The sequence below is a fragment of the uncultured Parabacteroides sp. genome, from assembly GCF_902493135.1.
Classification (GTDB): Bacteria; Bacteroidota; Bacteroidia; order Bacteroidales; family Tannerellaceae; genus Parabacteroides.
Genome location: NZ_CABUOD010000036.1, coordinates 33,127 through 48,460, shown reverse-complemented (window position 1 = coordinate 48,460; position 15,334 = coordinate 33,127). Strand labels below are relative to the sequence as shown.

The window sequence follows — 15,334 nt, the reverse complement described above, 5'->3', positions numbered from 1 at the left end:
TGACGGCTCTTTGGGGATGGCCGATACCGACACCTATGTAGCAGGCAGTATCGGCTATCCCAAGAGAAAGCGTAGCTTTCTATGAAAGGCCTAAGCGGACAGGCGTAAAGCGGAGGGGAAAGGCGGAGCGGTAGGAGCCTGCGCTGTTTGAGCGAAGCGAGTTTCGCAGACGACAGCGTAGCCTTTGCCCGGAGTAGCCTGGACGGTTCAGCCTTGAACTTTTGCTTACTTTTCTTTCAAGAGAAAAGTAAGAGAGAAAATATAATTATTAAATATTTTAATACTATGAAACTAAAATGTCTATCATTCGTATTGCTGATCCTCGCAGGATGCAGTATGCCGGAAGTGAAAACGGGCAAACCGTTGTCTTATCATTTCGATGCTCCGGCCGAGATATGGGAAGAGACGTTTCCTCTGGGCAACGGACGCCTCGGATTGATGCCGGACGGAGGGGTCGATACGGAAAAGATTGTCTTGAACGAGATCTCCATGTGGTCGGGCAGTAAGCAGGATACAGATAACCCGCAGGCATATTACTCGTTGGGGACGATCCGCAAACTTCTGTTCGAAGGACGTAACGACGAGGCACAGGAATTGATGTACAATACTTTCGTCTGCAAAGGCGAGGGGAGCGGGCAGGGCCAAGGGGCGAATGTCCCGTATGGCAGTTACCAACTGTTGGGCAACCTCATCCTGAATTACGATTATCAAGGCAACTCCGATTCGATTTCCGGATACAGGCGTGAATTGAACCTTGACAACGCGATTGCAACAGCTTCTTTTAGAAGGGGAAAGGTGGCGTATGAGCGTGAAGTCTTTACCTCTTTTGCCGATGATTTGGGAGTGATCCATCTGACTGCCGATGCGGATAGGGCATTGAATTTCTCGTTTGGCATGAACCGTCCGGAACACTATAAGGTGACGGCCGACGGCCATGACCTTCTGATGCAAGGGCAAATGCCTGACGGTGTCGATACGCTGGAGATGAAAGGTCTCCGCTATGCGTCGCGCGTTCGCGTCATCCTGCCGAAAGGGGGAAATGTGACTCCGGGCGATTCGACTGTTTCCGTGCGGAATGCCTCCGAAGCGATTCTGCTGGTAAGCATGGCGACCGATTATTTTGATAAGGACTTGGAGGGGAAGATCGCTTCCCTGTTGGCGAATGCCGAAAAGAAAGATTTCGCCTCTTTGAAGAAAGGGCATATTGCAGCCTACCGTTCCCTGTTCGGTCGTGCGGACCTGGATTTGGGGCATTCTTCCCGTGAGGATCTGCCGATAGACGAGCGCCTCGCCGCTTTCAATGCCGATCCGGACGATCCTTCCTTATGTGCGCTCTATTTCCAGTTCGGCCGCTATCTGCTGATCTCTTCCACACGTGTAGGGCTGTTGCCGCCCAACTTGCAGGGATTGTGGTGCAATACGATTAATACGCCCTGGAACGGCGACTATCATTTGAATATCAATCTTCAGATGAACCATTGGCCGGCTGAGGTGGCGAACCTTTCCGAGCTCCATCTTCCGCTTGTGGAATGGACGAAACAGCAGGTTGCCAGTGGCGAACGGACGGCTAAAGCCTATTATAATGCCGGTGGATGGGTGACGCATATCCTGGGAAATGTCTGGGAGTTCACCGCACCGGGCGAACATCCGTCATGGGGAGCGACCAATACTTCTGCCGCTTGGCTTTGCGAGCATCTGTACATGCATTATCTCTATACCTTGGATAAGGAATATCTGAAAGATGTGTATCCTGTGTTGAAAGGGGCTTCCCGGTTCTTTGTGGATATGCTGGTGGAAGATCCCCGTAACAAATATCTGGTGACGGCTCCGACCACTTCGCCTGAAAACGGGTATAAGTTGCCGAACGGCAAGACGGCGCATATCTGTGCCGGTTCGACGATGGACAACCAGATCGTCCGCGAACTGTTCACCAATACGATCGAGGCTGCCGGTATCTTAGGGATCGATTCCGCCTTCGCCGGCGAACTGGCAGATAAACGTGCCCGCCTGATGCCGACGATAATCGGCAAGGACGGCCGTGTCATGGAATGGCTCGAACCGTTTGAAGAGGTAGAACCGCATCATCGCCATGTCTCCCATCTTTACGGTTTGTATCCGGGCAATGAGATATCGATGAAGCGTACGCCTGAGCTTGCCGAGGCCGCCCGCAAATCGCTTGTGGCCCGTGGCGATAAGAGCACGGGATGGTCGATGGCCTGGAAGATCAATTTCTGGGCGCGTTTGCACGATGGCGACCATGCTTATAAGTTGCTTGTTGACCTGCTCCGTCCGTGTGTGGACCGTAAGACGAATATGACGAATGGCGGCGGGACCTATCCGAACCTGTTCTGTGCGCATCCTCCTTTCCAGATAGACGGTAACTTTGGCGGTTGTGCCGGTATTGCCGAAATGCTGGTACAGAGCCAGACGGGAGAAATCGAACTGCTTCCCGCCTTGCCTTCCGCCTGGAAAAGCGGCAGCTTCAAAGGCCTGAAAGTCCGTGGAGGCGGTGAAGTGTCTGCCAAATGGAAAGAAGGCCGGTTGACGGAAGCCGGTTTGAAAGCCTTGGTTCCCGGTTCGTTCCGTATCAAGCTCCCGGCCGATTCGGCGAATATGAGCATCAAGATCAACCAAAAAGCCGTCTCTCTCCCGGTTGTTGATGGCATGTTGGCGGTGGAATTGCAGGCCGGGGATCAGTTGGGACTGATGTTTTGATACATACGGAAGATAAATGAAAAAATTAATAAAGCGGTAATTTATAGATGAACCCCACCGACAAGCGCTGTGTGTTTTCAATCGAAGCGCCCAGCGCTTTTGCTTTTTCCGTCAGGTGGTAAGAGCGGGCTGTTCCGGTCAGGAAGATATGCAGGTTCTCATCCGCCATCGGATAGAATTCGATACCGGCCTGATAGCCCCATGCCGTACGGTATTTGCCTTTGGGGAGTTCTCCTTCTCCATCTCCGGCCTTATAGACCGAGCCGGTTTCGTACATCCCTTTGGCAAAGGCGTTCCATTTCGGATGAAAGCGGTAATTCATCTCCGCCACGAGTGAAAGATACTGGACATTACGCAGGCAGACAGCTTCTTCCTCATTCTCACCGGACGGCGGAACCAGTTCCGTCAGGATGCCTGACGGATCGAGCGGACCGCGCGTGTACATCACATCCAGATACCCGTCGAACGGCCCCGTGCAAACGTTGTGCCCGGCCCATGCCATATACATCCATTTCCCTTTTGCCTGTTCGCCGGCGGTGGCCGAATAACGGAGGTTCAGGACTTCGTCCAGATAGCTGCTGTTCCAATTGAAGGTGTAGAAAAGCGGGGCGCGGGGTTTTTCGATTCCGGCAGGAAGCGTGCCGTAAGCGTCCTCCATGCTCCCGATGCGGTTGTCCGTGACCTGTAAGCGAAGTTCCTGTGAAGGGACCGGCTGATAACCCAGTGTGACCCCGGTGAAATAGCAATCCATGTATTCGTTCATGTCGCTGTATTCATATATCGCATACGGGTCGAGGTCATATTCGAATCCGCCCCAGGCAGCATCCTGTTTCCCTAAAGTAACCGTGAACTGATCGTTGAGACGGTAGCCGATCAGGGCATATTCGATCGATTCCGGCAGGTTCTCCAGATCCATGCCTTCATTCCCCTGGTTGAGGTTTTGGCGGTACCAGTAGAAAAGCCGGTCGTTAACCTCTCCGGTCGCTTCGACCTTGATGTGGTTGAAACGGAAAGCGGCCTCGTCCAGTTTCTTTCCGGTGAAGAATGTGTTGAAAGAAGCGTGCATCTCCAGGTCCAGGTTGAATACATTCGTGCGCTTGGGAATCTTCGTCGCGTATTCAAAGAGGGAGATGTCCGATGAATCCCGTTCGGGAATGAAGGATTGCGCCTGTACGGAAATAGTCCATAAAAGGAGGGCTGACAGCCGGAATGCCGTGAGTCGTTTCATTGTCGATACTGATAGTTTTTGATTCAAGGCACAAAGATATTAAAAAGAGTTGAACTGGGGGGCGGTTGTCGCAGTTCGGCGACACCGTTGGCGCTGTTTGGCGCCCCCTCGCGCGCTGTTCCGCGCCTTCCCTGGCGCTGTTCCGCGCCTTAGGCAGCGCTAAACAGCGCCAAGGAAGGCGCCGAAATTCAATTCTCGGTTTTCCCCATGTGCTTCATCACCTTTGCATCTAAGAAGAAGATCAGTTCTTCTGCGATATTGGTGCAATGGTCGCCGAAACGTTCCATCTTGCGGATGACGCCTGCCATGTAAAGGCCGGCAAGGGCGCTGCCCGGATGCGCTTCGATATATTGGGCGATGAGGGGAGTCGAATCGTGATTGATCTTGTCGATGATAGTATCTTTCAGGAAGATACGGGATGCGATCTCGGAGTTTTCCTTTTCGAAGGCTTCCTGCGCCAGTGATATCATGGTGAGCAGTTCCTGCAACATCTTTTCCACGCGGGTGATCTTCACCAGTTCCGGGTCGATCGGCTCTCCTTCCGGCAGGTTCACGGAGAAGCGTGCGATGCTTTCGGCGAAGTCGCCGAGGCGTTCCAGGTTCGTATTGATCTTGTACATGGCAAGTACGAAGCGCAGGTCGATGGCCACCGGTGCGTACAAAGCGATGATATCCTCGCAATCACTGTCGATTTTCAACTCGAATGCATTCACGCGACGTTCACGGCTGAGGACTTTATAGGCAAGCTCCTTGTCTCCGGTCAGCATGGCTTCGCCGGCATTGTATATCTGCTGGTGGACCAGTGCCCACATCTCGTTGATCGTATTCTTTAGCGTCGCAATCTCTTGTTCAATAACCTTCATCAATTCTTAATTTTTAATTCTTAATTCTTAATTCCCAATCACCCGAATCTCCCTGTAATATAATTCTGCGTCGATTCTTTCTCCGGATTGGTGAAGATCTTACGGGTCTCGCCGTATTCGATCAGTTCGCCTAAATAGAAATATCCCGTCTTGTCGCTTACACGGGCAGCCTGCTGCATATTGTGTGTGACGATCACGATCGTGTATTCCTTTTTCAGTTCATGAATCAAATCTTCGATCTTGCTTGTGGAGATCGGGTCGAGGGCAGAAGTCGGCTCGTCCATCAGCAAGATGGAAGGCGAGACAGCCAAAGCCCGTGCGATGCAAAGGCGTTGCTGCTGGCCGCCGGAAAGGGCGAAAGCAGAGTCCTTCAACTTATCCTTCACCTCGTCCCAGAGAACCACTTGTTTCAGGCTTCTGACAACGGTCTCTTCGATATATTCATGATCCTTGACACCATTTACCCGGAGGCCGTATGCCACATTTTCGAAGATCGTTTTCGGGAACGGGTTCGGTTTCTGGAACACCATCCCGACATTCTTACGGAGCGTATCGACTTTTTCCCCCTTGTCGTATATGTTTCGTCCGTCGATGAATATCTTACCTTCCAGACGTGTGTCGGGGATGAGGTCGTTCATGCGGTTGAACAAGCGGAGGAAGGTAGACTTTCCACACCCCGACGGGCCGATGAAGGCAACCGAGGTATTCGCTTCTATCTGCATTGAAATATTCTTCAAAGCATGAAAGTCGCCATAGTAGAAGTCTACGTTTTGAGCATCAATCTTTATCATAAATAATTATCCATTAATTCATTTTTACTTTCTTGGCAAAATAGTTACGCAATAGGTTCGCCAGCAGGTTGACGACCAGGACGATCGCGATCAAGACCAAAGCCGTTCCGTATGCCATGCCGCGCGAAGCTTCGATGTCCGTTCCGCTGGTCGAAATGACATACAAATGGTAAGGCAATGCCATGCACTGGTCGAAGATGCTTCCCGGCAATTGGGGAAGGAAATAGGCCGCCACGGTGAACAGGATCGGCGCCGTCTCGCCCGATACGCGTCCGACCGACAAGATCAGGCCGGTGATGATATTCGGGAAAGCCATCGGGAGCACGACCCGGCGGATGGTCTGTAACTTCGTTGCGCCCAAAGCCAGGCTGCCGTGCCGGAACGAGTCGTCGATACTTTTCAGGGCCTCTTCCGTCGTGCGGATAATCAGGGGCAGCGACATCAATGCCAACGTAAACGAACCGGCTATGATCGAGTCGCCCCAACCCAGCGTATTGACGAACAGCGACATACCGAACAAGCCGAATACGACCGACGGGACTCCGCTCAGATTGTTTGTCATGATGCGGATGAAGCGGACCAGCTTGCCGTTGGCCGCATATTCGTTCATGTAGATGCCACTCATGATCCCGATCGGGAAACTGATGATACTGCTTCCGAGGATCAGGTAGAAAGTCCCGACGATCGCCGGGAAGATTCCTCCCTTCGTCATGCCGTCTTCCGGTGCTTTCGTCAGGAAGTCCCAGCTGATCACGCTGGCTCCTTTCATGATGATGAACCCTAAGATCACGAACAGGATCGCCACGACCAGATAACTCAACAGGGTGAAGAAGCTAAATGCAAACCTCTGTGAGGTCCGTTTCTTCAAGTCTATATTTCCTAACTTTTGTACAGGTGCCATAATGCTAATCAGATTTTTCTTTTAGATGAAATATACTCGACGGAGATACTCAATATCAACGTGATCAGGAAGAGGACGGCGCCGAGCAGGAACAAGGCCTCGTAGTGTGCGCCTCCGGCGGGAGCTTCACCTAATTCGGCGGCGATCGTCGCGGGAATGGTCCGCACCGGCTCGAAGAAGGAAGTTGGGATGACAGCCGCGTTTCCGGTTACCATCAGGACGGCCATCGTCTCGCCTATCGCACGTCCGATACCTAACACGACTGCGGATGTAATACCGGAAATGGAGTACGGGATGATTACTTTATAGATCGTCTGCCATTGGGTCGCCCCCAAGGCGAGGCTTGCTTCCTTCATGGCGCGGGGTGTCGTCCGCATGGCATCTTCGGCAACGGTGATGATCGTAGGGAGCGCCATGATCGCCAGGACCACGCTGCCGGCAAATGCCGTCTCGCCGACAGGCAGGTTGAAGGTTTTCTGGATAAGCGGTACGATCACCACCAGGCCGAAGAAACCATAGACGACAGACGGGATGCCCGCGAGCAACTCGATGACCGGTTTCAGGAGGTCGCGTGTCCGCTTATTCGCTATTTCGGCCATGTAAATGGCTACCGCGATTCCGAAAGGAAGTGAAAGGACGATTGCACCGATACTGACCAGCAAAGTCCCTAACAGCAAGGGGATCAATCCGAATATCGGGGCGGGTGTGGAGGTCGGATACCATTTCGTCCCTCCGAAGAATTCCCCCCATGTGATCTTCTCTTCGGGCAGGACTTTTCCTTGGAAATCGTTTTCCAATAAATATTGTTTAGGGAAGAATGCGATGATACCGGGCTCTTTCGCCACCAGTTCACTGATCTTCTGTGGGACATATTGGAACTCGTCGCCCAGTTCTTCCTCCGGATAATAGTTGGTCAGATCGGAGAAGCGGAATATCAGGATCTCCTGATCCATCCCGTTGATATCTTTCCAGTTGGTTATATTGCCGTCGAAGATATCCATGATCTTCTCTGGTGATAATTTTCCGACATCGTTGTTTTTATTTACGGCAAGAACATACCCTTCTTCTGTGGCCGGAGCATTGAAAAGGCCGCCGGCCTCTTTAAACAGGAAGAACACGATCAGCAAAATAGCAAAACTGCTGATGCTTCCGCTGATAAGCAATCCTCCTTCAATACTCTTTTCGAAAAACTTTCTCACTTTGTTTACCTTTTTATTCTACCTGCAAAGGAACGAAACAGGTATTACGAAGTGATTACATGGAGGTGAATGAGGTGTTACGATGTCGTTGCGTTTGTATTTCAAAAAATAGTTCATATTTAAGAAAAACTGAACTAATCAAATGACGATTTACCAGTCTGGACTACTGTGCAAGGGAGAATCTCAGGCTGATACCATAGTTTGAGTTTGAAGTCGGATAAGAAGCACTCGATATCAACGGTTCGTTGATCTGGATATCATAGAATGCACGGACCGTCAACGCACGGCTCAAACCGTAATCAGCCGAGAACGAGATGGTCTTTGCTATGTTACCGCTGGTAGCCTGCGTCAGCTGCGTGTCGATTTTACGGATCAACGACTGCATCTTGTTGTATGAAAAATCCAGACGGACGGTGAGGTCATTGCTGAAATCACGCGTCTTCTTCATCTTCAATAGCTTGTTAAACTCGGCATATTTGTAACCCAGACCGATCGTCACTTTCTTAGAAAGCGCTTCAACCAACTGGTAGGATGTCGTATTCAAACTCAAATTGCGGGTAGTCGAATAGTCCGCCCGAACCGTCACGTTGTTTAACAAGGTTGCATCCGCACCCAACAAAGGACTAAATGCTTCGGTAAGGCTGACAGACGAAATCGAATAAGGAGACGACGGTGTCGGGTTATCGTTCAGGATCGACTGGATATATCCCAATCCGTCCTGTCCGGCATCCACCCAGTTCAGGAAGGAAGTGAAAGCGCCTACCGAATAGGAACAACGGTACTGATGGCTCAACGTCACGTTCTTGAAATATTTCTTGACAGTCGGAATCTTAATCAACCCGTCGTAAGTAACGCGCCAGTTCGGCAACATGCTCCTCAAGGAGGGAAAAGCCGATAGGCCGACCTTCTTCGGGTTCTTACCGGTATAAGCGGCCAGGAATGCAGGGATCAGGACATCCGCCGAATTCCGGTTGACGCCGTTCACATTGTCGGTTCCCGGATTATACGGCATTCCTCCCAGACCTTTGTCATGGATAAAGCCCACATCCGGATATTTCAAGCCCGAATATTTGCCTTCGATACGCTGGGCGATGATCTCGCGGTTTGCCAACAACTTCTCAAAGGATTTCGAAGAATAGTTGTTCATGGCATTGCCACTGCCTCCGAAGGTACTTCCCAGCGCGATCGTCGTCATGGTGAAGTTACCTCCCATAATTTCCGGCATGCCTTCATACATAAATTGTATTTCCGTATTACGCGTATCGTTGCGAAGAGCCGTCAAGTCGATCTTCAATCCAGCGATCGGTTCGAGGCTCGCCCGTATATTCAGATTCTTCGTACTGGTCATGACGGCGGCATTTACGTCCCTTTCGGTATCCGTAATCAGCCAGCCTTTTTCATACGCCTCGTCGATATAACTGCGGCGCACGTCACCAAAAGCAAAACCGATCCCCGGAGACAGTCCGAATGAAGAACGTCCCTGTCCAAAGATATCACCGATCTCCGGACGGAAACCGGGCAACATCATGCCGGCAGAGTTCGTAAACTGGATATTGAAACGGCGGACCATCATCAGGAAACGGGCACTGTGTTCTAAAGCCTTGTAAAGGAAATCCTCGGTAGGAGCCGGCCCCGGTACGATCGTCAGCTTCAGGCGTACCGTGTCCTGGTTCAAAATCTTGACCTGCGCAAAGTTGATCGGCTTGAACTTGACTCTGTACACACGCCCGTCTGTCCTTCTGGCCGTGATTTGCACTTTCTTTGTAAACATACCATGCTCGACAACCGTAGCACTATCCGGGCTCAGGACAACCTCCTTCTCCAGCTTCGGCTTTTTCTTCTTCTCCGGCTTTTTAGCCGTAGCCCGGGTATTGTTGAACTTCTGGTTGATCTTCTTCAGATATTTGTTTTTGTTGTAGAGGGATAACAGGTTCAGGTTCGCTTGCAAATCGAACTGACGCTGGTTCTTGATCGTGTTACCCATCTCGATATCTTCGCTAACCGTCGCCCCACGGTCCCAGTTATAAGTAGCATTGTAGCTCAAGGAAGCATTGGTCCAATCCAGAACCGGGATCAGCTGCAACGGCAACTGCCAGGTCGCCATAAACTGCTGGTCATACTTCATCGGCGTTCCCAGGTCGGCGATGCTCTTCTTTACGGAATCTTTCCATAGCTGGTAACCGTCCGGATTCAACTCCTTATTCACCTGCACATACGGTTCTTCGATACGGGCGTTCGTTCCGGAACTGAACGTTATATTCAGGTTATTCGTAAAAGCCCAGTTCAAGCTGAAAGCGCGATCCCAATAGAAGTTCTGGCTGAACGTCACGGGGATATCGTTGGTGACACCGGTTGCCGCCCCTGTCAGGTCGCGTAATTTTATTTCGTAATAATTACGCATCATGGCTGTCTGGAAGTTGATAGACGGAGCCACGTTGAACGCCAACTGCTTGGCATAGCGCGTATAGCCATTGTTTTTCTTCAACAACTTGTCGAACGGCTTGATCGGCTTGACATAAGGCATATAGCTATAGGCAAAATTGGCGCGGTAGTCCTTTGTCGTCTCATATTCCGTCTCCGGATTTTTCTTATCATTAATACTGTATGAATATCCGAGCGTGAAGTTTGCCGGATCGTAAGGCATCGGGTTCTTACTCTTGATATTCACACGCACGTTATTGAACGAAACGCTCTTGATAACCGTCCTGTCCTGCGAATAGCTGCGGATCGAGTCCTTCTCTACTTTCGTTTCCGCCTTATCGATCGCATCCTTCAGTTTGATATCCTGATCCAGCGGATTGTACTTCGGATCGTATGTCTCCTTCGAATAGGCATAATAGAACGGGATGCTGACCTGCGCCTTTTCAGGGAACAGCTTACCCAATTCGATAGAGGTCGCCACGTTATATTGCTTGAAATCCTCCATCCGGCGTTCGTTCAACGACTGATCGAGAGCGCCGAAACCGGCCGTCTCGATACGCCCGCCCACATTCACTGTGCCCAAGTCGGAAAGTGCGACATTCAGATTCGCATTGGCTGCCCATCCGCCTTCTTCATTGAAGTCGGTCAGGCGCAATTCGTTCACCCAAACTTCCCCGCTCTTTATTTCGTTCCGGGTATTACGCACACCGATCATAATTGTTTTCACTTCGGCAAGGCTCGGATTCCCCTTGACACGGATGATCCTTGAACCTTCTCCCTTATTATCGTAATCAGGATCTCTCCCCATAAAGACGGTCTGGAAGGATACGCCGTTCTCTCCGGAACGCTTCTGCCGGTTACGTTCCAGTTTTAAATCGGTCAATACCTCCAAACGGAAATTAAACATGTTTTCCGCCGGCCAGACGGTCTCCTGGTGTTCCGTATTATTATAGTTATACTCCCCATGCGGAGTCAACTTCAACGGGATTTCATACTCGTAATAGTTGTTCTTGTAGTCCGAACCCAAACGGATAAAGACCGAAAGATCCCCATTCTTCAAATCATATATATCCAATTTCGGCGCCTCTGCATGTGTAAAGAGTTGCAAGCGCTTGTACTGGCGCAAATCGTAATTCGTATTCTTATACACGGCACGTGCATCCTGAGCGGCAAGGTCCGTTATCTTCAAAGAAAGCGCCTGTTCGTTCTCCTGACGGATCTGCGGCTGGCTCGGGTCCAGTACGCGGCTGACCCCAGGAGGCAATGTATAGCTGACCGGATCCCTGTCACTGTTTTCCTCGATATTGACAGTCGAGACTTCCAATTTGCCCTTCACTGCGGGCGGCATCTTCGGATCGGACAAATCCTGTTCATAGGATCGCCATTCGCCACGTACCAGTTGCAACGTACCGAAACGCAATACGACCGATTCCTTAAATCCGGTCATATACATACGCATGAAACGAATCGTCTTGAAATCATTGATCGCTCCCACACGACGCTGGTATTGCTTCACCGGAATCTTAAACTGATACCAAGTGACGGATTCAGTCGTACCATCCGCCAGTCTTACCGATGAGGTACGTTTATCCGCAATAAAGTTTTCACCGACAACCGTATCCTGCGGAGTGATCCTGACCTTGTATTCGAAATACTTTTCGTTCTTATTCAGCGTATTGTCCTGATTGATGTCTTCCACATCGGGCACAGTCTTGGAAGAAGTGCTGTAGCGCTCGCCCGAATCGTTGATATCTTTCGAGTTCCCTTCCGTCCCGTTGTAACGTTTGTAACGGGTTAAGATATCAACGTGATGATCATCATAGTCCGAACCACGGAAATAGTGGAACTTGTCACCTGCCGGATCGTTGAACGGTGACAATCCGAACGGGTCTTCTCCTTCCATCTCGGCAAGGGTTGCCGCATTCAGTTTCTGGCGCAGTTTGTCCAGATACTCCCGGTAAGCCGGATATTCCTTTTCTTCTTCCGAGGATAAACCGTTCAGGCCGACATCCTGCAACAGGCGTGCACCTGCCGTATTGTCGAATGCATAGACCGTACTCTGCTGCTTGGGAACCTTACCCCAAACCGTATAATCGACCTTCGACGTATCGCCATCGATGGGCAATCCGTTCTCGAAGAACTTCTTTTCATCCTTCAATATGTCTTCCGATATCTCACCCAAGTTAAAATACAGGTCGCCGCCTGCGGCCTGTTGGTCATAGATGAACGGGTCGAGCATCCAGAATTCGATATATTCGACATTCGCCGTCTCGAAGTCGCTCTGGTCTATCTTGCGCATCATACCACCGAAACGCTTTTCCGGGTTCTGCAATGTCCCGTCCGGATTGATGTTATCGGCATCCAGGTTATACGGACCGCGTTCCTGCGGATAGTAAGCCATATTCAAGACCGTCAGCGTATTGCTTTCACTCATGCTTTGCTGCCGTTGCGGGAACAACTCTCTCGTCTCGATGGCACGGACATAATGGTTGGACAGATCTTTTGTCGTGATATACTTCGGACGCAAAGAGGAATTCTTGCGCGTGAACAATCCGTCGATCGTGTACCAGGCAAGCAATGCGCGGCTTTTCCCGTAATCGATATTATTGGTCAGCCCGGCTTCCGGGAACAGCTGGGGCGTACCGTCGTCATAAGGCACGCTGGACAACTGCCAGGGGTAAGGGTCGGAGAGGTCGAAATTGCTCTGTGTCGACTCGAAGTCATCCAGATACGAGTATCCGCCCGTGTTCTTGTTTTCGTAATGCCCGGCGATCAAATGAGCGAACTCCGCATTGAAAGATATCTGGCTCGGTTTGCTCAGGTTCAGCAACGGCAGCTTGTCGAACATGTTGGTAAGCCACTGGCTCTCGCCCTTATAAGCCATATTGACACCCCAAAGCGTATTCTTGATCGCTTCGTCGCCCATCGTCGTCTTGGTGGTCAACGGCATTTCGGACATGTGCATGATGGTGGCGCCTATCATCAGGTTCGGATTGAACTGGTAGTTCAGGTCCAATCCCATCATGGTCTTGCGTTGCATATTATAGGCCGTCTGGTTTTCCAGCGAGACGCTGACCGGCGTACCGGCGGAAATGATGCTTTCGTTCAGGATCGTCACCACGCCGGAAGTATAGTCGACGGTATAATCCACATTCTCGGTCAATATCGCCCCACCGGCCGTTACCTTGACCGAACCCCGCGCCACGTTGGAAGCGCCCAACTGTATCTCGGCGCCCGAAGAGGCTTTGTATTCCCCTTCCAGTTTGAACTTGTTCTTTTCAGCAATCTGCCGGGCGACGGTCAATGTCGAGTCGTAGAGTTCCTGGAACACATATTTGTCGGCAATCGCATCATTGTTGATCTTCTTACGCAGATAGGAGCCGAACGGTTCCACGCTCGGAAAGATGATCTTGCCGTTATCGGAGAGGACGGTCACCCCTTCGATAAAGTCGTATATACCATCCGGATGCGGCTGATTGTTGGAATCGTAGCTATCCAGGTTCAGCACCCTGAGCAGGATCTGGTTGGCAATCGCCCCTTCCGGCAAATAGTTGACATACGTACCGGTCGTATCGCTCTGGTACATGATATTCAGCTTGAACTTCTCCTTCTGGACGGAATAGGCTCCTAACGAATAGATGTTTTTCATCATCAGGTCCCAGAAAGGCATATCGGGCGACATGGTGATCCCTTTCAGCAACTTCACATACAGGCAGGAGGCTGCCGAAGAAGGATTGTCGGTCGAGAACTCGCCCACCTGGTAGGTCTTCCCGTCCGAATAGGTATAATTGTAAGCGACGGCCAGCACCTCGTCCGCCTGCAACTGTGTTTTCAGCGAGATATATCCCAATTTCGTATTGACCGTATATTCGGATGCATCCAGCAAACGGGCGCTTTCGACTTCTTCATACTCCGTGCCGTTGACGAAGGTTCCCCCCAATGCCTGATTCACCGTGCTGATATCACGGGCGCCGGTAAATTGCTGGTTAAGCGTATTATATAATGTATTCGTATTATTATAGGGAACAGACAGCGCCCCTGAAGGAGAAACGAGGGCCGTATTCGAGATATTGGCATGTTCGGCCAGATCGGCAAAAGCGACCACGTTACGCGCCTGGTCGTAAGTCGCCCGTTTGTTTGTCACCCAAACTTCCACCCTGCTGATCGTGACGGGAGAAGAAATCGTATTCAGGTTCTTCACCGCCTCGTCATAGCGGTCACGGAAATAGTGCGACAGGAAGAAATGGCGGTTCTCGTCATACTGGTCGATCGTCAGTTCGAAAGGCTTCGTCTGCACGCCCCCCTTTGAGCTGACCGTCTTCGATTCCGACTCCTGCTGGGCAAACAAGGCGTTGACCCGCAGCTTCCCGAACTGTAGGTCCGCTTTCATACCGAACAGGGCGGCTCCCCCGTTGATCAGGGAGTTGCTGGTCGTCATGCTCACGTTACCGGCTTCGAGCGACTTGATGATTTCGTCTTCCTCACCCGTATAAGCCAATTTCAACTTCTTGGAGTCGAAGTCGAAAGAGGTTTCGGTATTATAGTTCATATCGAAATTGACCTTGCTGCCGACCGATGCCTGCACATTCAACTGCACGCTCTCGTCGAAATTGAAGAAGGTACGGTTGCGGGCGCGTTCCGGCAGAGACGGGTTCTTGGTCTTATTCTGCTTCAAGCCTAATTCCACTTCGGCCGATCCTTGCGTTTTCACCCGGACGCCCCCCGGCCCGAAGATACGCTCCGCCGCACCGATATTGAACTGCATGTCGGTCAGGCTGAACTGCTTGTTGGCCGCTTTCTGGAACTCCTCCTCGTTTTTCCGGCGATAGTAGGACTGGACGGATTTCTGGAAACTATAGTCCTGGTATTCTTCGGGAGTCAACGAGATGGGGGTGGTCAGGTCGGCATCGCCTAACTTGGTACGGACCACGTACGTCCCGGTCCTGATATCGTATTCGACCACCGACTTCACATTGTCCGGCGTCTTCAGGTCGGCAGGCGACTGCTTGGTCAGGTCCCGGTATTCTTCCGGCACGGTCTTGGCTACCGGGAAACGGGTCCGCACCTTCGGGACCGTATCGTCCGGCACGACCGGCAGCTCGGGGTCGGGGTCCGGCAACGACATCGCGTAGGACAGGTAGCCTGCATTCAACGAATAAAGCCCCGCACTGAAAAGTAGAATTGTTACCAGTATGTATTTTAGTATTTTTCTCATC

The 15,334-nt window shown here is 51.2% G+C and carries 7 protein-coding genes; 1 reads left to right on the top strand and 6 read right to left on the bottom strand.

Annotated features, from left to right (window positions below; all coding sequences use genetic code 11):
* The first annotated feature begins 285 nt into the window (after nt 1-285).
* Nucleotides 286-2,715, top strand: a complete 2,430-nt coding sequence (locus tag RDN79_RS14770) for a glycoside hydrolase family 95 protein (RefSeq protein WP_298549709.1) — start codon at nt 286-288, stop codon at nt 2,713-2,715.
* Between the two features lie 25 nt (nt 2,716-2,740).
* On the opposite strand, the gene RDN79_RS14765 is transcribed toward RDN79_RS14770, so the two are convergent.
* From RDN79_RS14765 to sprA, 6 genes are all read right to left on the bottom strand, one after another.
* Nucleotides 2,741-3,943 carry a porin gene (locus RDN79_RS14765; protein ID WP_298549710.1) on the bottom strand — a complete coding sequence of 401 codons (1,203 nt, stop codon included), beginning with the start codon at nt 3,941-3,943 and terminating at the stop codon, nt 2,741-2,743.
* Between the two features lie 188 nt (nt 3,944-4,131).
* On the bottom strand, nt 4,132-4,806 hold the full coding sequence (phoU, locus tag RDN79_RS14760) for a phosphate signaling complex protein PhoU (RefSeq protein WP_298549711.1): 675 nt from the start codon (nt 4,804-4,806) through the stop codon (nt 4,132-4,134).
* Nucleotides 4,807-4,844: 38 nt separating this feature from the next.
* Complete coding sequence (gene pstB / locus RDN79_RS14755) at nt 4,845-5,597, bottom strand: phosphate ABC transporter ATP-binding protein PstB (RefSeq protein ID WP_298549712.1); 753 nt, start codon at nt 5,595-5,597, stop codon at nt 4,845-4,847.
* A 13-nt stretch (nt 5,598-5,610) separates the two neighbouring features.
* The gene (gene pstA, locus RDN79_RS14750) at nt 5,611-6,498 is read right to left on the bottom strand and encodes a phosphate ABC transporter permease PstA (RefSeq protein WP_298549714.1); all 888 of its coding nucleotides are present in this window, start codon (nt 6,496-6,498) and stop codon (nt 5,611-5,613) included.
* Nucleotides 6,499-6,506: 8 nt separating this feature from the next.
* A complete protein-coding gene (pstC, locus tag RDN79_RS14745; protein WP_298549716.1) occupies nt 6,507-7,697 on the bottom strand; it encodes a phosphate ABC transporter permease subunit PstC in 1,191 nt (396 codons plus the stop codon).
* A 163-nt stretch (nt 7,698-7,860) separates the two neighbouring features.
* Nucleotides 7,861-15,333 carry a cell surface protein SprA gene (gene sprA / locus RDN79_RS14740; RefSeq protein ID WP_298549718.1) on the bottom strand — a complete coding sequence of 2,491 codons (7,473 nt, stop codon included), beginning with the start codon at nt 15,331-15,333 and terminating at the stop codon, nt 7,861-7,863.
* Between the last annotated feature and the right edge of the window lies 1 nt (nt 15,334).

Excerpts from the sequence above, each read along its gene's own strand:
- pstA (WP_298549714.1), bottom strand. The coding sequence starts at position 6,498 with ATGGCACCTGTACAAAAGTTAGGAAATATAGACTTGAAGAAACGGACC.
- pstB (WP_298549712.1), bottom strand. The coding sequence starts at position 5,597 with ATGATAAAGATTGATGCTCAAAACGTAGACTTCTACTATGGCGACTTT.
- sprA (WP_298549718.1), bottom strand. The coding sequence starts at position 15,333 with ATGAGAAAAATACTAAAATACATACTGGTAACAATTCTACTTTTCAGT.
- phoU (WP_298549711.1), bottom strand. The coding sequence starts at position 4,806 with ATGAAGGTTATTGAACAAGAGATTGCGACGCTAAAGAATACGATCAAC.
- RDN79_RS14770 (WP_298549709.1), top strand. The coding sequence starts at position 286 with ATGAAACTAAAATGTCTATCATTCGTATTGCTGATCCTCGCAGGATGC.
- RDN79_RS14765 (WP_298549710.1), bottom strand. The coding sequence starts at position 3,943 with ATGAAACGACTCACGGCATTCCGGCTGTCAGCCCTCCTTTTATGGACT.